Origin of the sequence: Saccharopolyspora spinosa NRRL 18395, from assembly GCF_000194155.1 — a bacterium.
GTDB lineage: Bacteria > Actinomycetota > Actinomycetes > Mycobacteriales > Pseudonocardiaceae > Saccharopolyspora > Saccharopolyspora spinosa.
This window is the reverse complement of record NZ_GL877882.1, coordinates 160,137-184,166: the sequence shown is the minus strand read 5'-3', so window position 1 is coordinate 184,166 and position 24,030 is coordinate 160,137. Positions and strand designations below refer to the sequence as shown.

General features: G+C 66.9%; 21 protein-coding genes and 5 pseudogenes. 11 read left to right on the top strand and 15 right to left on the bottom strand.

Annotation, left to right across the window (positions count from 1 at the left end; translation table 11 throughout):
* The first annotated feature begins 55 nt into the window (after window positions 1–55).
* From SSPN_RS0136425 to SSPN_RS0136420, 3 genes and pseudogenes are all read left to right on the top strand, one after another.
* The gene (locus SSPN_RS0136425; RefSeq protein ID WP_010314785.1) at window positions 56–2,086 is read left to right on the top strand and encodes a phosphocholine-specific phospholipase C; all 2,031 of its coding nucleotides are present in this window, start codon (window positions 56–58) and stop codon (window positions 2,084–2,086) included.
* A 425-nt stretch (window positions 2,087–2,511) separates the two neighbouring features.
* A pseudogene (locus SSPN_RS61055) lies at window positions 2,512–2,667 on the top strand (polyprenyl synthetase family protein); the annotation flags it as partial.
* An 803-nt stretch (window positions 2,668–3,470) separates the two neighbouring features.
* Entirely contained in the window at window positions 3,471–4,928 is a 1,458-nt protein-coding gene (locus SSPN_RS0136420; protein WP_010314784.1) for an APC family permease, read from the top strand.
* 52 nt (window positions 4,929–4,980) lie between these two features.
* Here the strand turns inward: SSPN_RS0136420 and SSPN_RS0136415 are convergent, their stop codons facing one another.
* The 9 genes and pseudogenes from SSPN_RS0136415 to SSPN_RS63360 all read right to left on the bottom strand — a co-directional run.
* Window positions 4,981–6,681 carry a helix-turn-helix domain-containing protein gene (locus tag SSPN_RS0136415; RefSeq protein ID WP_237710950.1) on the bottom strand — a complete coding sequence of 567 codons (1,701 nt, stop codon included), beginning with the start codon at window positions 6,679–6,681 and terminating at the stop codon, window positions 4,981–4,983.
* Between the two features lie 123 nt (window positions 6,682–6,804).
* Complete coding sequence (locus tag SSPN_RS0136410; RefSeq protein ID WP_010314781.1) at window positions 6,805–7,977, bottom strand: NAD(P)/FAD-dependent oxidoreductase; 1,173 nt, start codon at window positions 7,975–7,977, stop codon at window positions 6,805–6,807.
* Window positions 7,978–7,981: 4 nt separating this feature from the next.
* Entirely contained in the window at window positions 7,982–8,182 is a 201-nt protein-coding gene (locus SSPN_RS0136405; protein WP_029536084.1) for a ferredoxin, read from the bottom strand.
* A gap of 5 nt (window positions 8,183–8,187) precedes the next feature.
* On the bottom strand, window positions 8,188–9,351 hold the full coding sequence (locus SSPN_RS0136400; RefSeq protein ID WP_010314777.1) for a cytochrome P450: 1,164 nt from the start codon (window positions 9,349–9,351) through the stop codon (window positions 8,188–8,190).
* Window positions 9,352–9,361: 10 nt separating this feature from the next.
* On the bottom strand, window positions 9,362–10,081 hold the full coding sequence (locus SSPN_RS0136395) for a gamma-glutamyl-gamma-aminobutyrate hydrolase family protein (protein ID WP_029536083.1): 720 nt from the start codon (window positions 10,079–10,081) through the stop codon (window positions 9,362–9,364).
* Window position 10,082: 1 nt separating this feature from the next.
* Window positions 10,083–10,856 (bottom strand): SDR family NAD(P)-dependent oxidoreductase, encoded by a 774-nt coding sequence (locus SSPN_RS0136390; RefSeq protein ID WP_010314772.1) that lies wholly within the window; start codon window positions 10,854–10,856, stop codon window positions 10,083–10,085.
* 39 nt (window positions 10,857–10,895) lie between these two features.
* Window positions 10,896–12,278, bottom strand: coding sequence for a glutamine synthetase family protein (locus SSPN_RS0136385; RefSeq protein ID WP_010314770.1), 1,383 nt, complete (start codon window positions 12,276–12,278; stop codon window positions 10,896–10,898).
* 210 nt (window positions 12,279–12,488) lie between these two features.
* Window positions 12,489–12,778: pseudogene (locus SSPN_RS63365) on the bottom strand (alanine dehydrogenase); the annotation flags it as partial.
* A gap of 120 nt (window positions 12,779–12,898) precedes the next feature.
* A pseudogene (locus tag SSPN_RS63360) lies at window positions 12,899–13,003 on the bottom strand (hypothetical protein); the annotation flags it as partial.
* A 235-nt stretch (window positions 13,004–13,238) separates the two neighbouring features.
* On the opposite strand from SSPN_RS63360, the gene SSPN_RS0136375 reads away from it, so the two are divergent.
* Both SSPN_RS0136375 and SSPN_RS0136370 read left to right on the top strand, forming a co-directional pair.
* Complete coding sequence (locus SSPN_RS0136375; protein ID WP_010314766.1) at window positions 13,239–14,606, top strand: aldehyde dehydrogenase family protein; 1,368 nt, start codon at window positions 13,239–13,241, stop codon at window positions 14,604–14,606.
* A gap of 34 nt (window positions 14,607–14,640) precedes the next feature.
* Window positions 14,641–16,338 (top strand): FAD-dependent oxidoreductase, encoded by a 1,698-nt coding sequence (locus SSPN_RS0136370; protein WP_010314764.1) that lies wholly within the window; start codon window positions 14,641–14,643, stop codon window positions 16,336–16,338.
* Between the two features lie 15 nt (window positions 16,339–16,353).
* Here the strand turns inward: SSPN_RS0136370 and SSPN_RS0136365 are convergent, their stop codons facing one another.
* Together SSPN_RS0136365 and SSPN_RS61950 are read right to left on the bottom strand one after the other, a co-directional pair.
* Window positions 16,354–16,563 carry a hypothetical protein gene (locus SSPN_RS0136365; protein ID WP_143539592.1) on the bottom strand — a complete coding sequence of 70 codons (210 nt, stop codon included), beginning with the start codon at window positions 16,561–16,563 and terminating at the stop codon, window positions 16,354–16,356.
* A 435-nt stretch (window positions 16,564–16,998) separates the two neighbouring features.
* Window positions 16,999–17,121: a hypothetical protein gene (locus tag SSPN_RS61950; protein WP_272941797.1), complete on the bottom strand. Its 123-nt coding sequence runs from the start codon at window positions 17,119–17,121 to the stop codon at window positions 16,999–17,001.
* On the opposite strand from SSPN_RS61950, the pseudogene SSPN_RS63150 reads away from it, so the two are divergent.
* A pseudogene (locus SSPN_RS63150) lies at window positions 17,092–17,388 on the top strand (alcohol dehydrogenase catalytic domain-containing protein); the annotation flags it as partial. The gene SSPN_RS61950 and the pseudogene SSPN_RS63150 sit on opposite strands and share 30 nt — an antisense overlap.
* 140 nt (window positions 17,389–17,528) lie before the next feature.
* On the opposite strand, the gene SSPN_RS61945 reads toward SSPN_RS63150, so the two are convergent.
* Window positions 17,529–17,651 (bottom strand): hypothetical protein, encoded by a 123-nt coding sequence (locus tag SSPN_RS61945; RefSeq protein ID WP_272941796.1) that lies wholly within the window; start codon window positions 17,649–17,651, stop codon window positions 17,529–17,531.
* On the opposite strand from SSPN_RS61945, the pseudogene SSPN_RS63145 reads away from it, so the two are divergent.
* The 5 genes and pseudogenes from SSPN_RS63145 to SSPN_RS0136335 form a co-directional block, all read left to right on the top strand.
* Window positions 17,626–17,736 (top strand): annotated as a pseudogene (locus SSPN_RS63145) (hypothetical protein); the annotation flags it as partial. The gene SSPN_RS61945 and the pseudogene SSPN_RS63145 overlap by 26 nt on opposite strands.
* Window positions 17,705–18,130: an MDR/zinc-dependent alcohol dehydrogenase-like family protein gene (locus tag SSPN_RS61050; RefSeq protein WP_237710933.1), complete on the top strand. Its 426-nt coding sequence runs from the start codon at window positions 17,705–17,707 to the stop codon at window positions 18,128–18,130. The pseudogene SSPN_RS63145 and the gene SSPN_RS61050, both read left to right, overlap by 32 nt.
* Window positions 18,127–18,546: a 3-aminobutyryl-CoA ammonia lyase gene (kal, locus tag SSPN_RS61045; protein ID WP_010314755.1), complete on the top strand. Its 420-nt coding sequence runs from the start codon at window positions 18,127–18,129 to the stop codon at window positions 18,544–18,546. Before SSPN_RS61050 ends, kal begins: the two co-directional genes overlap by 4 nt.
* 1 nt (window position 18,547) lies before the next feature.
* Entirely contained in the window at window positions 18,548–20,158 is a 1,611-nt protein-coding gene (locus tag SSPN_RS0136340; protein WP_063713980.1) for an AMP-binding protein, read from the top strand.
* On the top strand, window positions 20,145–21,629 hold the full coding sequence (locus SSPN_RS0136335) for an aldehyde dehydrogenase family protein (protein WP_010314751.1): 1,485 nt from the start codon (window positions 20,145–20,147) through the stop codon (window positions 21,627–21,629). The genes SSPN_RS0136340 and SSPN_RS0136335 overlap by 14 nt, the downstream gene beginning before the upstream one ends.
* A 177-nt stretch (window positions 21,630–21,806) precedes the next feature.
* Here SSPN_RS0136335 and SSPN_RS0136330 read toward each other — a convergent pair whose 3' ends face one another.
* The 3 genes from SSPN_RS0136330 to SSPN_RS61035 all read right to left on the bottom strand — a co-directional run bounded on the left by SSPN_RS0136330 (window position 21,807) and on the right by SSPN_RS61035 (window position 23,882).
* Window positions 21,807–23,138, bottom strand: a complete 1,332-nt coding sequence (locus tag SSPN_RS0136330) for a helix-turn-helix domain-containing protein (RefSeq protein WP_143539591.1) — start codon at window positions 23,136–23,138, stop codon at window positions 21,807–21,809.
* A gap of 167 nt (window positions 23,139–23,305) precedes the next feature.
* A complete protein-coding gene (locus SSPN_RS61040) occupies window positions 23,306–23,488 on the bottom strand; it encodes a hypothetical protein (RefSeq protein ID WP_010314747.1) in 183 nt (60 codons plus the stop codon).
* Between the two features lie 28 nt (window positions 23,489–23,516).
* Window positions 23,517–23,882 (bottom strand): cation transporter, encoded by a 366-nt coding sequence (locus SSPN_RS61035; RefSeq protein WP_010314746.1) that lies wholly within the window; start codon window positions 23,880–23,882, stop codon window positions 23,517–23,519.
* Between the last annotated feature and the right edge of the window lie 148 nt (window positions 23,883–24,030).

Sequence of the window (24,030 nt, the reverse complement as noted above, 5' to 3'; positions counted from 1 at the left end):
CCAGTGCCACGAGGCTGTCGGGGCAACCGCGTCCCCGTAGCCGAGGAGCACATTCATGGTCGACATCGACCGCCGCAGGTTCCTGTCCATCGCCGGTGGTGCCGCCGCCCTGACGATGCTCGACCAGACCATCGCGCGCGCCGCCTCCATCCCCGCGAACCGGGCCACCGGCTCGCTGCAGGACGTCGAGCATGTCGTCGTCCTGATGCAAGAAAACCGCTCGTTTGAGCACTACCTCGGCTCGCTGCGCGGCGTCCGAGGGTTCGGCGACCCGCACCCGGCAACCCTGCCGAGCGGCAAGACAGTGTGGCACCAGACCAACGGCGTCCGTGTCCGTGAGGTCCTGCCCTTCCACCCCACCGCCGAGGACCTGGGCGCGCAGTTCCTGCAGGGGCTCGACCACGCTTGGAAGGGTGGCCAGCAGGCGTTCAACAACGGCGTCTACGACCGGTGGATCCCGGCGAAAACCCCGGTGACGATGGCCTACCTGGAACGCCAGGACGCGTCGTTCCACTACGCCTTGGCCGACGCGTTCACGGTCTGCGACGCCTACTACTGCGCGTTCATCGGCAACACCGACCCGAACCGCTACTACATGCTGACCGGCTGGACCGGCAACGACGGCAAGGGCGGTGGCCCGGTCCTCTACAACGACGAGCTCGGCTACGACTGGACGACGTACCCGGAGCGGCTTGAAGCGGCTGGCATCTCGTGGAAGGTCTACCAGGACGAGGGGATCGGCCTCGGGGGTGGCAACCAGTTCTGGGGCTGGACCAACGACCCCTACATCGGCAACTACGGCGACAACTCGCTGCTCTACTTCAACAACTACCGCAACGCCCAGCCCGGCGACACGCTGTACGAGAAGGCACGCCGCGGCACCCAGGCCCGCGACGGCCAGAGCTACTTCGAGATCCTCCGCCAGGACGTGCAGTCAGGGAACCTCCCGCAGGTCAGCTACATCGCCGCGCCCGAGGCCTTCAGCGAGCACTCGAACTGGCCCACCAACTACGGCGCCTGGTACCTCGCGCAGGTCCTGGACGCGCTCACCTCGAACCCCGAGGTGTGGAGCCGGACCGCGCTGTTCGTCACCTACGACGAGAACGACGGGTTCTTCGACCACCTCGTGCCACCGCACGCCAACAACCAGCTGATCCCGGGCGCCTCCACGGTGCCCACCGACAACGAGTTCTACGCCGGCAAGCCGGGCGATCCGGGGTACGTCGCCGGCGCGTTCGGCATGGGCCCGCGGGTGCCGATGTTCGTGATCTCGCCGTGGAGCACGGGCGGCTGGGTCTGCTCGGAGACCTTCGACCACACCTCGATCATCCGGTTCATGGAGAAGCGCTTCGGCGTCAAGGAGCCGAACATCACCCCGTGGCGTCGCGCCGTGGCCGGTGATCTGACCTCGGCGTTCGACTTCTCCCGCACGGTGGGAGAGCTGCCGGTGCTGCCGTCGACCGAAGCCTGGAAGCCGTTCGACAACAAGCGGCACCCGAGCTACCGCCCGACGGCACCGGCCGCCGGGGCGATGCCCAGGCAGGAGCCCGGCACCCGTCCGGCCCGCCCGCTCGGCTACGACCTCGACGTCCACGAGCTGCCCTCGAAGGGCGGGATCAAGGTCGAGCTCGCGAACAAAGGCGAGCTCGGCGTGCACGTCCAGGCCCGGCTCATCGCACCGGCCGGGGCCCCGCACAGCTACACCATCGGTGCGGGCGACGACCTAACGGCGTCCTGGCCGGTGTCCGGGGTGTACGACGTGCAGCTGCATGGACCCAACGGCTTCTTCCGCCGGTTAGCCGGCGACACGACCAAGGACTCCGCCGCCGTCACGGTCCGCCGCCACGGCGACAGCCGGACGCTCGTCATCACCGTGACCGCCCCCAAAGGCGTGACCGTGGTGGTCGAGGACGCCTACCACGGTGCCGTCCCGGTCCAGGAGCGGCGGACAATGCTGGACACCCGCGCCTCCGGCGGCTGGTACGACGTGACCGTCGCCGTACCGGGAACCGCCTGGAGCCGCACGTTCGCCGGCCACCTCGAGGACGGCCGCCCCTCAGTCAGCGACCCGGCCCTCGGCCGCTGAGCCCGTGCGCCGGCCACGTCGCCATGCGGCGGGGCCGGCGCCCCACTTCAGGCGCGGCCTCCGGCAGCCTTCGCCGCCATTCAAGGGGCCACCCCCGGAAAAACGCCGCCGAGGTCACCTTGGCGTCAACGACGTGTGCTCCCTCGAGAAGGGCGAAGCGCGCGGAGAGAGAAGAACCTGGTCAGCCTCGTCCGCACCTAGGAACGCTGCTCGCGCCCGGAAGCCATCTTCGGGCAACTACCACTGGAGCCGCAGGTGCGGCCGCTACAGCAAGCGATCCGCCGACCTGATCAGCACGGATCGGCCCGGGCTGCTGGCCCTGCACGACCTCACTCGACCCCGGCAGGTGGTCCCCGTCCTCGACGGAAAGCAGTAGCCCATGATGCAGCGAACGCGCTCAGCGCCACCGCCGGTGTCCGGCGGCCGGTCGGCCGGTCACCACGCCCGCGGGCAAGGCGGTGCGGCCGATGCTCGCCCTGCTCGTCGCCCGGGCTGTCGGCAGAACGACGGCCGCAGCCATCCCCGCAGCGGTGGCCGCCGAGCTCGTGCACAACTTCTCCCTGCCACACGACGACGTGATGACGGTGACCTCGGCCTGGCGTTCCAGCTCGCGACGACCTCCTGGGTATCTGGGGCGACCCGGCCGAGACCTGAGCGTGCCGAACCCCAGCGAAGGCCACGATGCTTGATCGTGGCTTTGAAGCTGATCTGCCTGGTGATGACCCGGCTCTTCGCATCCCGCGACTGTCGACGACGCACCGCAGCGCTCGCTCCGGCACGGACCGTCCTTCTGTCCGCCCGAGAGCTGGTAGACACCGCCCGCATTGGGCAGATCCAGTTGGTAGAGCTCGACTTTCTCGATCTTCACCGGTGCCGCCTCTCAGAAGGATGCCGTTGGGGTACCGAAGAGGGTTTCGTCGGGGGTGATTTCCCACGCCGGGGCTTTGTGGGCGCTTGATGTGGCCGCCTTCGGCGGTGATGCCGTTCTCCGGGTCGTAGTGGCCGTCGATGTGGTCGGCCGCCAGCGACGACGCGCAACAACGCGCTGCGCGATTATTCGTTACTCGGAGTGGCATTGATTGGGAAAAGCCCTTGCCCGCCCACCACCGTCTGCGGACAAATGCACATCATTGGGGCGATCCGACGTATCCCGTGCACATCCCGGCGCCGGGACCAGGCACTTGAGGACTCACTGCGTACTGCACATGCCCGGTCCGCCGATGTGGTCCGCATGGACATACAGCTGCCGCCCCGCCGTGGCTAACGTCACCGAATCGCCCATCCATGCTCCGCATGCCCGGGCAGCGATGAGCCACCGCAGGAAGGCAGGATCATGACCCGATTTTCCAAACCCGAAGCCGCGGCTCCCCCGAGGAAGACGTCGGTGCGCAGCGCGTCCACGGACCTGTTGCGCAGCTCGATCAACTTCCTGCATATCGTGCTCATGGTGACGGCTGCCGCCGCTCCGCTGGTCGTAGTCTCGACCTACATCCCGATTTCCCTGTCCAGCGGCGCAGGACTCGCCACCGCGCTCACCTACCTCGCCACGACACTCATTCTGCTGGTGTTCTCCGTCGGGTTCGTCCAGATGGCGAAGCGGATCACCGCAGCGGGCGCTTTCTACACGTTCGCCTCGCAGGGCCTCGGCCGGCCCGTGGGACTCGCGGTGGGTTTCACGATTCTCGCGGCGTACAGCATGATCACCGCTGCGATCCAGGGCGGCTTCGGCCACTACGCCTCCGCACTCCTCAGCAACTACTTCGGGCTGAGCGTGCCCTGGTATTGGTGCAGCATCGTCGCGCTGGCGTCGATGTTCGTAATCTCGTACTACCGGGTCACCCTCACCGCACGCATTCTCGGCTTGCTGCTGACGCTCGAGGTGCTGATCGTCCTCGTGGTCGACGTGTTCACCATCGGATCCGGCGGTACGTCCGGTCAGATGGCCGTCGCATTCGACCCCGCGCAGTGGGGCGCCGCACCAGCCGTCGGCATCGGCTTCTTCCTAGCGTTCTGGTCCTGGATCGGCTTCGAAACGACCGCGATCTACGGCGAAGAAACGATGGATCCGAAGCAAAGCGTGCCGCGCGCGACATACATCGCCGTGATCACCCTCGGCGTCTTTTACGCCCTGGCCGCCTACGCGGCCATCGTCGGCTTCGGCAGCGACTCCCCCGCGCAAGCCGAGACGCTGCTCGACCAGTACTACTTCAAGCTGGCCGACATGTACACGCTGCCGTTCGTGCGCACGCTCATGGACTTCCTCGTGGTATCGGGATTCTTCGCGTGCTCGTTCGCCTTCCACAACAATGCCGCGCGGTACTTCTTCTCGCTGGGCCGTGACCGGATCCTCCCCGAGGCGCTGGGCAGAACCCACGCGAAGCACAAGTCGCCGCACCTGGCCGCCGGTGTGCAGGCCGCGATCGCGATCACCACGGTTGCGATCTTCGCCATCGGTGGCGCGGACCCGATCCTGCATCTGGGCACCTGGCTGCCGATCTTCTGCACGTTGGCCGTCTTGGTCGTTCAGCTGCTGGTGTCCATCGCCGTGATCGGCTACTTCAACCGCGTCGGCCGCCACAGCACCGGCGACTACCTCAAGACGCTCGCCGCCCCGATCGTGGGCGCCGTGGCGCAGCTCGTCGTCGTCGGTCTCCTGTTGAAAAACCTCACCTTCCTCGCCGGCGCCGACTCCCTCATCGTCACGTTCATCCCGGTGTACGTGCTGGCAATCGCGGCGACCGGTTTCCTGTACGCGATCTGGCTGCGCCGCAGGGCCCCGGCCCGGTTCGCGGCGATCGGGACGCTGCGCGAAGACGCCGTGGAGGCTCTTCCCGACGAGTAAACCCGCGGATTGCCAATGACCGGTCCGAACCCACAACGCGGGTTCGGACCGGTCATTCGCCGCTCGCAGCGTTCCGGGCTTGTGTCCGCACCAGCCGCGGCTCGCCGGCCAGCGCGAGCCGCGCCGCCAGCGCCGCGACCGCCCAGTCCCCGAGGCCTTCGACCGGTCGCCCGACGAGTTCCTCGATGCGTCCCAGCCGCTGGCGCAGCGTGTTGCGGTGGATGAACAGGTCGCTGGCGGTGTCGGTCACCGAGCAGCGGTTCGCGAGGTAGTCCTCCAGGGTCGACGCCAGCGCCGTGCCGTTGCGCAGGTCGTAGCGTATGACCTCGGAAATGCGGGTCAGGACATCGCGCAGATCCTCCCCGATGTCCAGAGCGACTCGAGGGAGCAACCTCAGGTGTGCGAAGTCCTCGTGATGGGCAACCGAACCGCGGTCACCGAGCAACTGCGCCCACGCGCCTGCGGTCTCCGCGCTTTCAAGCGCGGAGACCAGGTCGGAAACGTCGTTGGCCACCGGACCGATACCGGCCGTCACCCCACCATTCGACTCGGTCCGCAGCTGCCGGATGGTGGTGCGCAACGCGTGTTCGAAGCCCTTCCACTGCTCGGGCTGGTACGGCACCAACAGCGAAACCACCGGCGCCGATGGGACCAGCACCATTCCTTCGATTCCACCGCGCATCTCGCGAAGCGCGTCCACAACCCGTTCGAAGGCCGACGGCGTTGTGTATCGCGTCCCGCTGACCTGCACCTGCACCGGTTGCGTGGGTCCGGGACGCCAGCCCAGGTCACGAAGGAGCCGGTCTGCGCTCTCCCGTGTGGGAGCCCCCGCCAACCTGCCTGCCAACGGTGTCGTCATGGCCGGACAGCTCAGTGATGATACGAGGGTGGCCGCTTGCGCCGCGAGCGCATCGACGATGCCTTTGTCGGCTTCGGTGAACGGCCGCGCGCGATAACACGTGATGGCACCCAGCGGGAACAGAGTGCCGAAAGAGATCGTGAGTTTCTCCAGCCCGGAACCGATCTGCTGGGCCAGGTCGTGCAGTTCAGCCCTCGCCCGGACTGATCGCGCAGACACCACGACCGCGTTGTCGACGTCGTCGGCGAAGGCGAGTCCAGGGCGGACGTTGCCGTCGGGAGTTCCCCGTTCGGCGAGCTCCAGCGAGCAGAACGCCGCGTCCGCCTGGTCACGAATCGCCTCGGCGATGACGTCGACGCAGCGTTGCAGCGAACTTGTGGCGTCCGCGGGCAGGGTCATAAGGAACCGGGAGACCGCCGACTCCCTGCGCAGGTCTTTCACGGTCTGGGCATGGACCAGGCCGTTGGCCAGCAGACTTCCGACCTCGGTGGCCAACTCCACGTCGTGGGTGTCGAACGCGGCCGGCTCGCCCGCGTACAGGCTGAACACACCCAGCAGTTCGCCGCCCGGCACCGCGACGGGAACTGCGACCATGCAATGAAACTGGTGCTCTTCGAGAACCGAGAAGTTGACGAACCTGGGATCGCTCTGGATGTCTTCGTCGAGTCTGACGGTCTGCCGCATCAGTCCCGTCCACCCGGTGACGCCTTCACCGAGGCGGAGCTGGATCTCGCCGACGTGGGCCGCCTGGCGACCTGTGGTGGCGACCCGCAGCACCAGGCGCTCGATCTCAGGATCCCAGATATAGACAAACGTCCCTGCTGCTTTGGTGGCGCGTTTCACCAGGTCGACGGCCCGCTGCACGAGCGCTGTCGGATCCCCGCCCTGGACCATCAGGCGGTTCAATTCCGCCAAGGTCTCAGCGCGACGCTCAACTGCGACCAACTTTTCGGTCATCTGGTCGAGCTGCGCTTTGAAGCCACCTGAATCCTGTGTCGGGACGCTCATGTGGCCTGCTCAGCCGAGGGCCTGGATGGACTTCCGCATGGTCATGGCGAACTCCCGGGGTGTGTTGATGGCGATCCAGGCGACGGTCTCCGCACCGCGCTCCAGCGTGTAGAACGCCGCCTTTCGCTGCGGTTCGTCGACATGCTGGACGAGCGTAGCCTCACGGTCCGGGTGTCCCAAGACTTGAATTTTCCGACCGAACTGGTGACTCCAAAAATACGCCGGTTCCGCGTTCACATGCACCGGGATCATTCCCAGCAGGGCACGCGCCACGTTGCGCCCTTGCCGTTGCGCATTGGTCCAGTCCTCGCGCCGACGAGCATCTGCACCGATCAAGCCCCATGCCGAAGCATCGCCGATGGCGCGCACGCCCGACACGGGAGAGCCGGACGTATCAAGTACGGTTCCCCTGTCGTCGCAGCGAACTCCGTCGGCCACGTCCAGCCCCGATCCCGCCAACCAGGCGGTCGCGGGGCGCGTGCCGACCGCGCTGACCACGAGGTCAGCCGATAGCTCAGCGGAAGAAGTCACGACGCGCCAGCCGCCGCTTTGCTTGCGGACGCCTTCGACACGCGAGCCCAGGTGCAGCGAGACTCCCGCATCCCGGATCCACGCTGCGGCCTCGGCCCCGAGGTGCCCGCAGAGGAAGCGGTCCAGGGGTTTGTCGGCCAGGTCGACGAGACTGACCTGGGCGCCAGCCAGCGTGAGGCTGGACGCCAGCTCGGTGCCGATCGTGCCCGCTCCGAGGATCACGACCCTGCGCCCTGGAGCGACCGAGTCACGGATCCGGCGCGCATCCGCTGCTGTGCGCAACTGCGCTACCCCGGCCGGCTCACCGGGCAGACGCACCGGCGCCGAACCGGTGGCGATGACGATCTGCTCCGCCGCCAGAGCACTTTCCGACCCGTCTTCGAACTCGACGCGCACCGTCGAGGTGGCCACATCCAGTGCGGTGGCCCTCCCCCGCACCAATTCGCAGTCGTCGTGCCACCACGGTGCACCCGGCGACTGGGCGGAGTCAGCGAGGAATTCCTTGGACAGCGGCGGCCGGTCATAGGGCGCGTCCGGGTCCTGGTCCACGACCAGGACCCGGCCTTCGAAGCCGTCTTCGCGCAGCTGCGCGACGAACGCACCGGCGGCTACCGACGCCCCGACCACCAGCACATCACCGGTGAGGGTCATCGGTTCACGCTTCCTCGATCTTGACGGCGCGCTCCGGGCAGTTCGCTTCGGCGCGACGGATGCTCTCCGACAGCTCGGCGGTCTCGGCCATCCCATCCGGGACGAACGCATAGCCCTCGTCGTCGAAGTCGAACGCCTCGGGCGCGAAGGCCATGCAGCGCGCGTGGCCTTGACACCTGCTCGAGTCAACCGAAATGCGGTACATGTCGATCACTTTCCAATCCGGAGCGTCAGCGGACCGACGCCGTGCCACGGCTCGCTCGGGTCCGCCAGCGAGAACTCGGGAACGACCTCGAGGAATTCTTCGAGCGCGACGACGAGTTCCTGCCGACCGAGGTTCGATCCGAGGCAGCGATGGATCCCGCCTCCGAACGCGAGGTGCCGGTTGTTCTGGCGGTCGATCTGGATCTCGTCGGGGTCGTCGTAGACCTCGGGGTCGCGGTTGCCGGCGCCGAAGACGAGAACGAGCCGGTCGCCGGCCTTGATCTTCTGCCCGGAGAGCTCGGTGTCCTTCTTGCAAGTGCGGGCCATACCCTGCACCGGCGAGAGCGTGCGGAGGAATTCCTCTGCGGCCGTGGGGATCTCGTCCGGGTTTTCGCGCAGCACGCGCTGAGCCTCCGGGTTCTGCGCGAGGTACCACAGGCTGGAGCGGATCGCCCACGCGGTCGTGTCCAGGCCCGCCAGGAACAGCAGGTAGCAGTAGGACAGCAGCTCGTCGTGGGTGAGCTTGCGTCCCTGGATCTCGGCCTGTTGGAGAACGCCGATGAGGTCGTCGGCCGGTTCTTCGTCCGCACGGGAGGTGAGCAGGTCGTCGAAGTATTCGATGACCTCTCGCCCCGCGTTCCACGCGCGTTCCGGGTTGTCGGTGCGCTCGTAGATGATGTCGTCGACCCAACGGTCGAACTTCGGCCAGTCCTTCTCCGGAAACCCGGCCAGCCGGCTGAAGATGATGGTCGGCATCGGACGCGCGAAGAGGTGCGAGGCGTCGACCACCTCCTGACCGGCGACCTCCTGCGCTAGTTCGCGCGACGTGCGACGCATGCCGTCACCGAGCTTGGCGATCGCCTTCGGCGTGAACAGCGGCAGCAGGACCTTGCGGTAGTCTGTGTGGTCCGGCGGATCGATGTCGATCGGGATCAGCGGCATGTCGGTGCCGAAGGCCGGCATCAGCATCGACGGAGCTACCGCGAAGGTGTCGGGATCCTGCTCGGCGGCGAAGATGTCCTCGCTCTTGGTGACGTACCAGAAGCCGCCGTGCTTCTCACTCTTGCCGACCGGGCATTGCTCACGGAGTTGCTTGTAGGTGTCGAAGACGTTGTCGAGTGCCGGCCCGTGGTAGTCGAACTCCCGCCCGGCGGTCACGTTTTCGGACATGGAAACCTTCCTAAACTGTGGTGCGGAATTCGGCGGCCCTCTGCACGAACTGCGTGAAGAGACCGGCTTGCTGGTCGTTGGTCGAGGCGAGATGCTCGGGGTGCCACTGAACCCCGACGAGGTCGGCGTCGGCCGCCTCGACGGCTTCGATCACGTCGCCGCAGACGGCGGTCACTTGAAGGCCTGCGCCCAGGTCCTTCACAGCTTGGTGGTGGTAGCTGTTGACCTTGGCCTCGCCCGCGTTCCCGAACGTGGCCGCCAGGGAGCTGCCGCTGGCGACCGTGATGGCGTGGCTCATGTTCGTCGGCGGGTTTTCCTGCCAGTGCGACTGCTCGTCTTCGATCTGTTGCAGGAGCGTCCCGCCACGCAGCACGTTCACCAGCTGCAGGCCTCGGCAGATCGCCAGGATCGGCATGCCCAGCGCTATTGCCTCCTGATACAGCGCCGTTTCGAACGCATCCCGGTCCTTGCGGATCCCGTAGACGGCTTTGTCCGGTTCCTCGCCGTACAGCGACGGATCGAGGTCACCTCCACCGGTGAGCACGAGACCGTCCATTCTGGACAGTATTCCCGATACGGGTGCCGGCGACACCGGCATGATCACCGGCTGGCCACCCGCGGCGTAAACCGCGTTGGTGTAATCGGCTCCCAGCTTGGTGCAGTCGCGGTCACCAAACGCGGTGCCCAGCACCTCCAGGGCCGCGGACATGGCAATGAGCGGACGTTCCATGTCAGTAGACCGTCCACCCGCCGTCGACGAACAGCGTCGTGCCGGTGATCCAGCTCGCCTTGTCGCCGCCGAGGAAGCACACGGCGTTCGCGACATCTTCTGGCCTACCGATCCGGCCGATCGGCGTGCGCTCCAGCAGCCAGGCCTTCACCTCGGGGTTGCCGAGAACGTCGCGGGTGAACGGCGTCTCGATGAACCCGGGCGCGACGGCGTTGACCCGCACCTTGGAGGAAGCGCACTCCACGGACAGCGCGCGCGTCAGCTGCAGCAGAGCTCCCTTGGAGGCGTTGTAGTGCACCTGCGGGTGCCCGCTGCTGGAGATCACGATGTGCGCCTCGACCGAGGTGATGTTCACGATCGCCGCGGTCGCGTCCCCGCCGCGCTGCTGCACACCATGCCGCAGCAGCGGCATCGCGGCCTGGCTCATCAGGAACGGCCCGGTGGAGTTCACCGCGAAGACCTGGTCCCACTCCTGCTGGGGAAGATCCTCGAAGTTGCTCGACCGGACGATGCCGGCGTTGTTGACCAGCAGGTCGAGCCGTCCGAACTCGTTCTCGATCGCGCGGACCGCCTCCCGCACCGAGCCCTGGTCGGCGACGTCAGCGCTGATCGGCACAGCTGCGGGGTATTCCGCGGCGACCTCCTTGACCGACTCCGGCGCGATGTCCAGCAGTGCCACGCGGGCACCTTCGGCCAGCAGTGTCTCCGCGATCGCCCTGCCGTTGCCGGAGCCGGCGCCGGTGACAGCCGCGAAACGTCCTTCATGAGTGAGCATGGAAATGCCTTTCGAATTCAGCAGAAACTCGATCGTGGATCAGGTGTGCTCCAGGTACCGCGCGATCTCCCACTCGGTCACCGCCGCACCGAACTTCTTCAATTCCCAGCGGCGGGTCGACACGAAGTGGTCGACGAAACGCTCGCCGAGCAGTTTCCGGGCGAAGATGCTCGCTTCGAGCTTGTCCGCCGCGTCCCCGAGGTTCGCGGGGAGCAGCGGAGCCTGCCCGGCGGGCAGGGCGTAGGCGTTGCCCTCGACCGGCGGCGGCGGGGTGAGATTCTGCTCGATCCCGTCGAGCCCGGCGGCCAGGTTCGCGGCGAGCACGAGGTGGGGGTTCGCGTCGGCGCCTGCCACGCGGTTTTCGACCCGGGCGGCGGGCCCAGCCCCCGGAATCGAGCGGATGGCGACCGTCCGGTTGTCGAAGCCCCAGGTGGAGCTCGATCCGGCCCACTCGCCACCCTCGGTCCGCTTGTACGAGTTGATGTTGGGCAGGAACAGGGCGGTGAGATCCGAGGCGTGCTCGACGAGCCCGGCAAGATAGCTGCTACCGATGTCGCTGAGCCGCGTCGGATCGTCCGCATTGGCGAAGGCCGAGGTACCGTCTTTGTTCAGCAGGCTCTGGTGCACGTGCCCGGACGAACCGGCCCACGCGGGATTCACCTTGGCGATGAACGAGGCCGTGAAGCCGTTGCGGGCGGCGAGCTCCTTCACCGCGTGCTTGAGCAGCATCGCGTTGTCCGCGGCCCGCAGCGCGTCCGAGTAGTGAATGTTCACCTCGAACTGGCCGGGACCGTGCTCGCTGTTGCTCGCCTCGATCTTGATGCCGTACTCGGCGAGCTGGCGGCGCACCTCACCGATGACGAACTCGGTGCCTGTGTCGCGGTACACGCTGTAGGTATGGTTGCCGTCCGAGACGGTTTCGAGGTCGCGCCACTGCCTGGCCGCGAGCTCACGCGGACTACCGCGGAACAGAAAGAACTCGAACTCGTAGGCGGCCTGTGCGTCGAAACCCAGTGATTCGGCTCGCGACACCACCGACTTCAGCACCGTGCGCGGGGACAGCTCCATTGGATGGCCGTCGCGCTCGTAGATGTCGCAGATGACCGAGGCCGTGCCCGGCTCCCACGGCACAACGGCGAGCGTCGACAGATCGGGCTTCAAGTTGATGTCCGGGTATCCGGTGTGCCATCCGGTGTAAGCCAGGCCGGGGATCGGGTCGTCCTGGATGTCCCATCCGAACAGGATGTTGCAGATGAACGTCCCTTTTTCGCTGACGCTGTCGATGAAGTGGTCGCTGGAGACGCGCTTGCCGCGCCAGACGCCGTCCAGGTCGACCGCACCGATCTTGAACGTGTGGATCCCGTTCCTCGCAGCGAACTCCGCAAGCCGTTCGCGGTCTACCGATGCCTCGCTCGATGCCATGATTTCCTCACTTACCCATATCGGCTTTCCGGCGACCGTAAGCGCGGTCAAAGTGGTGGTCCATGTTCACGGTGCACATGCCGCCCGGAGCTGAAGGGGCACGTCGCACGTGGTCAACGCACTCCGGTGATGTGTGCGCCGAACACCGGTCGGGACGTCAGTCGACCACCGGTGCCTCCTTCGGAGATGCCGCCTCCGGTCCGGTGGCCAAGCGACCACGGAGTTCGTCAGCAACCCGCCGTGGGTGTTGACGCTGAGTCCGAGGCTGGCGTCGTCCGCACCTGCCTGGCGCCAGCCCGTATTGGCCAGCGCGACCACGTACGGCAGGGTCACGTTCGTCAGCGCGTGCGTGGACGTGTTGGGCACGGACCGTGGCATGTTGGCTACGCAGCAGAACACCGAGTCATGTACCCGTAGGTCGGCTCGGCGTGCGTGGTCGGACGGGAGTCCTCGAAGCAGCCTCCCCGGTCGATCGAGAGGTCGACGAGCACCGGTCCTCGTTGAGGTCGAGCAGGGAGACCTCCGCCTGCATACCGGCCGCGATGGTCGCCGCGTTCACACGCCCCAGCGGCTCGGTACTCGCTGTCGCTGATGCCGGAACCGACGCCGGCTCCGGCCTGCACGGACACCTCGTGTCCGTTGAGCACGAGCTCATGCACGCCTGCCGGGGTGATCGCCACGCGGTACTCGTGGTCTCTGACCTCTGCGGGTACGCCGACCTTCATGAATTCTCCTGGGTGTTCGGCCGAACTCCATCGCGTCATCACGCCGATGTTGAGAAACGACGCTAGGCCGCCGAGGCAAAATCGTCTGTGTTCACAGTGCACATGCCTGCCCTGCGAGCAGGGCATGACGCACGTTGTTGTGCCAGGACCCGGTCCCGAGCATGGAAAGACCCGCTCAACCATGCTCTCCGCCACCACGGCGGGTGGGCCCGTCAGACGAAGGCAGGAACCACGAGTGTCCGCTGTGAACACTGTCATCAATCCCGCCACGGAAGAGCCGATCATCGAATTCGCCACCTCCAACGCCGCTGACGCCGAGACCGCGGTGACCCGGGCGGTCGAGGCGCAGCGCGCTTGGGTCCGGCTACCGATGTCCGCCCGGCGGGAGGCCATGAACGCGATCGCCGGAGTTGTCGAGTCGCATGTGGACGAGCTCGCGCGGCTGGAGGCACTCGACGTCGGCAAGCCGATCGCGGACGCACGCGGTCAGATCGAGGGTGTCGCCGAATGCTTCCGCTATTACGCGGGCGTGATCGACAAGATCCTCGGGGACACGATCCCCGTGGAAGGCGGCGTGGACATCACTTTCCGCGAGCCGCTGGGCGTTGTCGCCGTCATCGCACCGTGGAACTTCCCGCTGCCGATCGCATCGTGGAACATCGCGCCCGCGCTCGCTGCGGGCAACTCCGTCGTCGTCAAACCTGCCGACCTCACCCCGCTGTCGACGCGCAGGTTCGGCGAGCTCGTCGCTTCCCTCGACCTACCGGAGAACCTGGTGCAGGTGGTCTCCGGGCCTGGCCGCACGGTCGGCAAGGTCCTGACCACGCACCCGCAGGTGGCCAAGGTCAGTTTCACGGGCTCGACCGAGACCGGTCAGGACGTGATGCGCTCGGCCGCCGGCACCATGAAGCGCTTCACCTTGGAACTCGGCGGGAAGTCGGCCAACGTGGTCTTCGCCGATGCCGACCTGCCGCGGGCGATCGCCGAGGCTCCGTTGAGCGTTTTCGCCAACACCGGCCAGGACTGCTGCGCGCGCAGCCGCATCCTGGTCCAGCGTTCAGTGTTCGACGACTTCGTCTCGGGTTTCGTCGAAGCCACTCGCGCGCTGACGATTGGCGACCCGCTCAAGTCCGGCACCGCGCTCGGCCCGCTGGTCTCCCGGTCGCACCACGAACGCGTGTCCTCCTTCCTGACCGACGATCTCGACACCGTCGTCGCCGGCGATACGCCCGAGGGACGCGGCTACTGGATGGCACCTCGCGTCGTCGTCCGGCCCGAACTCCGTTCCCGCGTCGTCACCGACGAGATCTTCGGCCCCGTGGCCGCGATCATTCCGTTCGAGGACGAGGACGAGGCCGTACGCCTCGCCAACGACACGATCTACGGGCTCAGCGGGTCGATCTGGACCACCGATGTCGGCAGGGCGATACGTGTCGCCCAGGGCATCCAGAGCGGGGCCCTGTCGATCAATTCGAATTCCTCGGTTCGCGTCCAAACACCGTTCGGTGGCTTCAAGCAGTCCGGGATCGGCCGCGAACTCGGACTGGCCGCCATCGATGGCTACACCGAGCTGAAGAACATCTACATCTCGACCGGCGCCTGATGACGGGCGCCAGGACTGCCGGCGGAGAGTGCACATGACCTACGTGATCACCCGGAGCTGCTGCAACGACGCGACCTGCGTGACAGTCTGCCCCGTCAACTGCATCCACCCCACACCGGACGAACCGGACTACGCGACCGCGGAGATGCTTTACATCGACCCCGACACCTGCATCGACTGCGGGGCCTGCGTCGATGTGTGCCCGGTGGAGGCCATCAGCCCGGACTTCGACCTCACCGGGAATGCCAAGCGCTACCTCGACATCAACGCGCGCTACTTCCGCGATCCGGCCCACCAGGACTATCCGGAGACCCAGTACCAGAAGCGCAAGCCGGCGGTCGAGGTCTCCGAAGCCGAACCGCTGCGCATCGCCATCGTGGGTTCCGGCCCCGCGGCCTGCTACGCGGCCGAGGAGGTGCTCAGCCGCAAGGGTCTGCAGGCCGAAGTCCACATGTTCGAGCGCCTGCCCACTCCGTGGGGGCTGGTGCGCCACGGCGTCGCGCCGGATCACCAGGACACCAAGGAGATCACCCGCCAGTTCACCGGCACAGCCCGGCGCAAGAACCTCGACCTGCACCTCAACGTCGACATCGGCGAGCACCTCAGCCACGACGAGCTGCTCGCCCACCATCACGCTGTGCTCTACGCCGTCGGCGCCGCGGCGGACCGCTCGCTGGGCGTCCCGGGCGAGGAACTGCCGGGCAGCCACTCCGCGACAGAGTTCGTCGCCTGGTACAACGGCCACCCCGACTTCGCCGACCGCACCTTCGACCTCTCCGGCGAACGCGCGGTGATCGTCGGCAACGGCAACGTCGCCCTCGACGTCGCCCGCATCCTCGCGAGTGACGTCGACCGGCTCGCCCGCACCGACATCGCCGACCACGCACTCGAAGCACTGGCCGCCAGCAATATCTCCGAGGTACTCGTCCTCGGCAGACGTGGCCCGGCGCAAGCGGCGTTCACCACACCCGAACTCCTCGGGCTCGCCGACACGGGCGACTTCGATGTCGTCGTCGATCCTGCGGATGCCGCGCTCGACCCGGTCAGCGCGGCTGCCCTGAGCCGACACGACATCGGTGTGCTCAAGACAGAGGTCCTCGCCGAACTCGCCAGACAGCCGCCCGGACGCGGCGACAAGCGGGTCGAGCTGAGGTTCCTGACCTCACCGGTGGAGATCCTCGGGGACGACCGCGTCCGTGGCATTCGAGTGGTCCGCAACGCGCTCGCCGATTCCTCCGGACGTCTGGTCGCGCAGCCAACCGGCGACGTCACCGAGCTGAACTGCGGGCTGGTGCTGTGTTCCATCGGATATCGCGGACGACCACTGCCGGGACTGCCGTTCGACGCCGGCAAGGGCACGCTGCCCAACCACCGGGGGCGGGTCGTCGATCCGGCGACCGGAGACCCGCTCGCCGGCGTCTACACCGCCGGGTGGATCAAGCGCGGACCGTCCGGGGTGATCGGCACCAACAAGAAGTGCGCCGAAGACACCGTTCAGGCCTTGCTGGACGACTACGAGGCAGGGCGCCTGAAGTCTCCGGAGCACGACGCCGAAGCGCTCCGCACGCTGCTGACCGAGCGACGGCCCGAGGCGCTCGACTACGCGGCGTGGGAAGCGATCGACCGCCACGAGAAGAAGACCGCCAAACCGCAGCGTCGGCCGCGGGTCAAGCTCACCTCCTCCACCGACTTGCTCGCGGTCGCCGCGGGTGATCGGGAAACGACGAGGTGAGACCACCGCACGATGTCAGAGGGCCAGGCCGACTGACTCGCCGGGTTCCGGGGCGGTGATCGCGCCGCCGAGTCCCGCCACGTCGAAGAGCTCCCGGATCTGCCGTGCGTTCTGGCTGAAGTGCGCCCAGGAGTCCTCGTGGACCGCGACGACCTTCGAGGCAGCGAGGATCTGGGCTGCCTTCAGCGCACGCTCGTTGCTGAAGGTGAGGTAGCTGCCGTCCACCGTGCACCCGAGGAATCTGAAAGGTGTGCTTTCCAGGTCACCGGGCGGATGTCCGTCGAGCCTCCCGCGCCCTGCGAACTGCATGGCCAAGCAAGCGATCGACCCCGTCGGCGAGCTCCCCTCCGAACTGTGCCGGTACCGCGCGGCAGCTGAACGACATCCGGTGAAGCCAACCAATGACCCGCTACCCACCAGTGGGCATGGTGCCCACTCCTGCATCCGTCGGATGAGCCTGTCCAAGTACGCACGCCATCAATGGCAGCGCGGGAGAACCTCGGGCCAGTGTTCACGGTGCACATACGACACTGCCACAGAGGGCGCGACGCACGTTGTCGCCCCAAGAACGTCTGCGGAGCATGGGACCACCGCGCAGAACGCCGGGATGCTCGAGCATCCGGATCGGCGGTAACCCTTCTACCAGGAGCGCTCATGCCCCTACCGATCAGAGCCGCCGTGCTGGAACAGCCCGGCGAACCGCTTCGCATCCGCGACGTCCTCCTCGACGACCCGCTCGATCACGAGGTCGTCGTGCACACCGATCGAGTCGGGCTGTGCCACAGCGACCTGCACTACGTAAAGGGGTCGCTGTCCATCAGCACACCCGCCGTTCTAGGGCACGAAGTGGTCGGCGTCGTCGAGCGGGTGGGAAGCGCCGTCACGCGTGTGGCCCAGGGCGACCGCGTTGTCACGACCATCACCCCTTCCTGCGGGCTTTGCGCCTTCTGCATGGGCGGGCGTCCCACTCAGTGCGCGCGAGTCAGCGAGACGCGTCGCCGGGACCGGCCGAAGCTGATCAAGCACGACGGAACCGCGGTCGAAGCGCTCGGGAGCATCGGTGCTTTCGCCGAAGCGTTCCTGGTGGGCGAAGAATCCCTGGCGAAGGTCTCCACGAGGATTCCGTCCAGCGCCGCCTGCCTCCTCGGTTGCTGCGTGACCACCGGAGTCGGCGCTGCGGTGCACGGTGCTCAGATCACTCCCCAGGACACCGTCGCCGTGATCGGATGCGGCGGGATCGGCATCGCCGCCATCCAGGGCGCCCGGATCGCCGGAGCCCGGCGCATCGTGGCTATCGACGCGGTCGCGGACAAGCTCGACCTCGCTCGCAAGTTCGGCGCCACCGACGTCGTTCGGGCCAGCCGGGATGCGGAGGCGACCGCAGACGATGTGCGGGAAATCCTTCCCGGAGGGGTCAACCACGCGATCGAGGCGGTCGGCCGACCGCAGACCGCACACCGCCGAGCTCGCCTTCAACATCCTCGCCTTCAACATCCTCGCGCCGACCGGAAAGGCCACCATTCTCGGCTTGATGCCGGAAGGGGAGCGGCTCAGCATCCCGGCGGACGCCCTGGTGTGCGGCGACCGGGTTCTCCAGGGCGCCTACATGGGGGCGAACCGGTTTCTCAGCGACGTCGAGATGTTCACCGACCACTACCTCGCCGGCCGCCTGGACCTCGACTCAATGGTCACCGCCGAGCTGCCGTTCGACCAGATCAACGAGGGTTTCACGGCCATGTCCGATCCGACCGCGGTCCGCATCATCCTTCGTCTCAACCAGGGGGAGAAATGACCCGAACGCTGACTCGCGCCGAGACCACCAGTGCGGTTGGCACCCGCTTGGCCCATCGGCGCTACGTGGACTTCAGCCGCGCTCACTACGCGGGCAACCTGGTGGACGGCGGCTACGTCATGGGGTTGTTCAGCGACATCGCCACTGACCTGTGCCTGCACCTGGACGGAGACGAGGGTCTGTTCGCCTCGTACTCGAACGTCACCTTCCACGCACCGCTGCGAGCCGGAGACGTGCTCGAGGTGACGGCCACCGTCGCCCGGGTGGGCAACCGGAGCAGGACCGTGGAGTTCGCGGCTCATGTACTCGCTCGATCCGCACCGGAGAACGGCCCCTCCGCGGGCCGGGTACTCGACGAACCGGTGCTGGTCGTGTCCGCGACAGGAACCGTCGTCGTTCCGGGTACAGGTTCGTGACATGGACTCGCTGCTTCAGACACCTCCGCCAGACTTGATTTTGCCGCAGCTGCTCGCCCACCACGCGGAACAGCGTCCCCGACAGCCCTTTCTGCGATCCCCCGCGACCACTGTGGACTACGCCGATGCCTGCAACCGCGTCGAGTCATACGCATCCGGGATGCGCGCGGCGGGAATCGAGCCTGGCGACCGCGTGGCGCTGTTCATGGTCAACAGCGTCGAGCACGTGCTGATCTGGCTGGCTCTGAACCGCGTGGGCGCCGTCAACATTCCGCTCAACACCGCGCTTTCCGGCAGCTTGCTGGCCCGCGCCGTGGAGCTCGTGCGGCCCGCAGCAGTGGTCTCCGACGCCGAGTTTGCCCCCGTGCTGGATGAGGTCGTCGACGCCGCGATGCCGTTCTTCGTTCACCAGCCTGCTGAATCGCCGACCACTGACGAGAATAGCCGCCACCGCAGCATCGCAGATCTGCGCGGTGAGGGGCCTGTGGTGTCGCCCCCGATTGACCGGTTGGCACCGGCCACGATGCTGTTCACCTCCGGGTCGACCGGCGTGCCCAAGGCTTGCGTACTCTCCCACCACTATTTGGTGCGGCAAGGTCAGATTCACGCCAAATACCTCGGCTTCCGCTCGGACGACGTGCTGTACACGCCGTTTCCCCTCTTCCACATCGATGCCGCAACGCTGACCGTGGGCGCTGCGCTCGCAACAGGCGCCACGGCTGCGCTGGGCACGAGGTTCTCCGCATCCCGGTTCTGGGACGAGGTGCGCGCCTGCGGGGCCACCGTCTTCAACTTCATGGGAGCGACGGCCAACATCCTGTGGAAACAGCCGGCGAGCGACCGGGACCGCGACCATCGGGTCCGGTTGGCATGGGGCGTGCCGATGCCGGCGTGCGAACCAGGGTGGGAGGAGCGGTTCGGTCACCCGCTGGTCGAGGTCTACGGACTCACCGACGCGGGCGTTCCCGCCTACCAGCCGCTCGACGAGGCCAGGCAGCCGGGTTCATGCGGCCGGGTCGTTCCGGAATACCACGTCCGAATCGCCGACGCGGCGGGCAATCCGGTGGCGGCTGGCACGGAGGGCGAGATCCTGATCCGCTCCGACGAGCCCGGTCTGGTGATGAACGAGTACTTCGCGATGCCGGAGTCCACCGATAAGGCGTTCCGGGACGGCTGGTTTCACACCGGCGATATCGGCAGCCTGGACGAAAGGGGCAACCTCTACTTCGTCACCCGGAGCAAAGAAGTCATCCGGCGGCGCGGCGAGAACATCGCCGCGACCGACGTGGAAGCGGGGGTCGACGCCCACCCCGCCGTGCGGGAGTCGGCGGCGGTGGGAGTCCCCAGCGAACTGTCGGAGGACGACATCAAGGTCTTCGTCGTTCGCCAGGCCGACATGCCCCTCACCGCCCGGGACGTGGTCGAGCACTGCGAGCGGACGCTGCCCCGTCACATGGTGCCCCGGTACGTCGAGCTCGTCCCCGAGCTGCCCAAGACCCCCACCGAGAAGATCGAACGTTCGTCTCTGGCCGCCCGTCCCCTCACCTCGGCCACCTGGGACGACCGGAGCAGACCGCACACCGCAGGAAGGGCACGCCATGACCTCGGCTGAACATCACACACGTCCTCCCCGAGCACAGGTCGATCTGATCGGCGGTCACTGGTCCGCGCCCGCCGAAAAGCTCACCGGTTCCCTGGACGACCCCAACACCGGCGAGACCCGCCAGCCCCAGCTCGCCACATCGAGCCACAACGTCGAACGAGCCCTGGCGGCGGCCACGGACCTCCACACCAGCGGTACATGGGCGAACGCACCGCTGGAGGATCGGGTGTGCCTGCTCGACGCACTTGCGGCCGGCCTCGCGGACAGGATCAACGACATCGCCTACGAAGACGCGATGTCCACCGGCAACCCGCTCCACGTCGCGACGGCGACGGCTTCGGCCCTCGCACCGCGCGTGAACTCGGCGCGGGACCAACTCCTCGAAATCGGTGAATCGAGCATGCTCCCGGCCGCTGGGCGGGAGGTCCGGTTGTTGCGGCGGCCGCTCGGCCCCGCTGTCGTCATCGGACCCTGGAACGCACCGACTTTCGTCTCCGTGGCCAAGCTGGCGAGTGCCCTCGCTGCGGGCTGTCCCGTGATCCTCAAGCCCTCGGAGTGGGCTCCAGGCGGGTGCCAAATCGTCGCCGAGATCGTCGCGGACGCACTCGACGAGCTGGGCCTGCCTGCGACGACGTTCCAGCTCGTGCATGGCGCGGCCGCTGTCGGATCGCAGCTCGTCTCCGATCCGCGGGTCAAGGCGGTCACATTCACCGGCGGTGGCGCGGGCGGTCGCGCCGTCGCCGCAGCGGCAGCCCCGAACTTCACCGCACTCCAGCTCGAACTGGGCGGGCACAACCCTGCTGTGGTCCGCCCCGACGCCGATATCGCCGGAACCGCGGCCGCGCTGGCAGAGGGCATGACCAAGCTCAACGGACAGTGGTGCGAGGCCCCCGGCAAGATTCTCGTGCCCGAGGACCTGCACGACGACCTGGTAGACGCGCTCCTGGGCCAGCTCGGAAAGCTCCACATCGGACACTGCCTCGACGACACCACCGACGTCGGTCCGCTCGCCTACTCCGCGCACCGGGCGCACCTCCAGCAACGTGTTGACGACCTGGTCCAGCACGGCGGCAAGGCACTGACGAGTGCATCCCTCCCGGCGCTCGGCGGCTGGTTCTTCTCCCCGACCGTCGTCGTCGGCCTCCCCGCCGAGAAGTCAGAGTCCGAACTGTTCGGCCCGGCCGTGACCGTGCACCCGGTGGGCTCGGTCGAGGAAGCCCTGGCGGCTGCCAGCGGACCGGAGACCGGACTCGCCGGCTTCGTGTTCGGCAGCGACCTCGACGCCGCGCTGGACACCGCTGCCCGGATCCCAGCCGGCGAAATCCGCATCAACGGCTGCAAACTCGCGGACTTGACCGACGGCTCCGAACAGACCTTCTGGAACAACGCCGGAATCGGCGGACACGGGCCCTTCGACATGGTGCGGTTCTTCCAAGGCAGCCGAATCATCGGCGTGGACGACCCCGGACTTCCGATCTGACCGGAAAACCTGCCCACCCTCGACCAGCGGCCGCGAGATCATCCCCACTCTGAACAAGTGCTGGACCGACGCCGCGTGACCATCTCCGGGGGGGGAGGGCGAGAACCCTGCCCCCGGCCCACGCCACACCGATACGTCATAGCACCCGGCACTGCGGCGGGGTATCGCTGTTCATGGTCAGGGTTGGGCACTGATCGCGCGCCTGATTCGTGATCGAACCTCAACGGCACCCGCAAGGTTCTTTCGTGCGCTTAGGGCTTTCCCCACTTCGGTCAGATCGTCTATAGCGCGTTGGGACCGAAGTGGGGCCTCCGCGTCCACAGCTTGTTCGGCGTACGAGATTCCTTGAGCGGCATCGCCTACGTTGAGTTCGAGGATCGCCAGCTTGCCGAGCGAGAACGCGCGCGCTCGGGCTTGGCCTGGCGAGTAGGAGTCAACCGACTGTCGTAGGCGGCTACGTGCCGCTTCGATGTGATTGCCGGTCAGTGCTACGTCAAGTAGCGCGTGCCCCGCGTCCCCCGCAAGATCGGCCGCGTTGAAGTAGGTAATCCACGGCGGGTCGTTCGCGGGATTCTGGTTGCTGAAATGTTGTTCAGCCGCCATAACGGCGGCGTAGCTATCTTCGCCCCGATTGACTTTTGCCAGGGTATGGGCGTGGACTGCGGACAGCATCGCGCGCACTGTAGGTGTTTGCCGGTCCTGTCGCACCTGGGCTAGCTCAATGAGACTCAATCCGTCATCGGGATTCCCGACGTAAATTGCCTGACGTACCATGTCCGACAGGACGTTTGCCCGCAGACCCCAATCATTCGCCTGTTCTGCGCAGTAGATTGCAAGTTGAAAGTAGTTGCGCGCCGCACGGTGATCCCCCGCATCGAATGCGCCCCATCCGGCCACGTCAACAAGGAAACCGACCGAACGGTATAGATCGTTCTTGATTTGATCTGTGGCGCTCGCGTTGAGCAGCTGGGTTGCCCATTTCACCTGGCCAGCTAGTGCATCCTTGCAGACGCCACCGCCGTAAAGGTCTTGCCATTGTCCAAAAAGGTTGATGGCATGATCGACTTGTTGGACATCGGCAGGTCCCACGCGGGACGGCGCATCACCAATGGCAGCGCGACCAAGCGCCTCAGCTGCCGGGTTGCCAACTCCCATGCCCGCTACCGTGGCTGCCAGCGCGCGGAGGAACGCTTGTCGCTTCACGTCGTCACTCCCTAGGGCTACCTCGTATGTATCACTAACGACGGTAGCTGCCTTGCTCCGCGTAGAGTAGAAGCCAAGATCAATGTCTGCGGGAGCCCCCATCACTTCGCGGAGCGCGCATCGGTAGTGCTTGCCAGGCCACCTGTGGATCCCGCGTTCTAGCTTGCTGATGTAGTCGGCGTCCATCGCGCCGGGCTTGCCCGTGTTGCGTTCCACCTGCGCGTTTGCCAGGTCGGCTAGGGCTTCCTGCGTCAGCCCGAGGGCACCGCGCGCGGCCACAAGTCGGTGGTTCGGCTTAGCGGTCACAGCTACCTCTCTGCGATTGGCCCAACTCGCAGGGTAGCGGTGAACTGACCAAATGACGGGCCTCCCGGCCAACCCTCCGCCCAAACCTCCGAGTCAACCGCCGGTTCCGTCATCATCGGCGTGGAAGACCCCGGACTTCCGATCTGACCGGAACCACTTCCCCCTGCTCAGTTGCCACCGTGCCGCGTGAGCGCGCGTAGCCACGCCGACCACGGCGCGGCGGCCAGGATGCCGATCGAGACCAGCGTGTCCATCGAAGACGAGCCGTGCCGGGCGTTGGCGAAAGCCGCACGGTGGAAAGGGTAAGCGGCCCACCCGACCACCGGGATGGCCAGCCGGCGAGCAGCCACTGCCAGCCCGGGAAACGAGCGGCCGGCATCAGCGTGAACAGGACGGAAAGGTCGCACAGCGGGATGAACAGCCGCATCGACACCACGAGCCGCCGCCACAGGTCCCGGAGCGGGTCGTCGGATTCCTGCGGCGGCGCGGCATCCGCAACGGCGGGAACGACTTCGGCCCGGTAACCGCCTTCTCCACAGTGTCGACGAGCATCCGGTTGTCGACCTCCGCCGGGGCGAGAACTCTTGCGCGTCCGGTCGCGTAGTTCACGTTGGCGTGCACGCCGTCGAGCTTGTTGAGCTTGCGTTCAACGCGCGCCGAGCACGACGCGCACGTCATGCCATCCACCGAAAACTCGACTTCACGACTGGTGGTGTCGTCGGCGTGCAACGAGATCGAGGACAAGCCGGGTGCACCTTTCACGAAAGGCCGCGCGCGGCCGGGTCCGTACCGTGGGAGCCGTGCCCCCCAAACCCATGTGGTTTGAGAGCAGGCTGTCCAAGAAGTCGTGCGGGAAAGCCGGGAAGTTCCCGAAGGGACACCAGGCCAACCC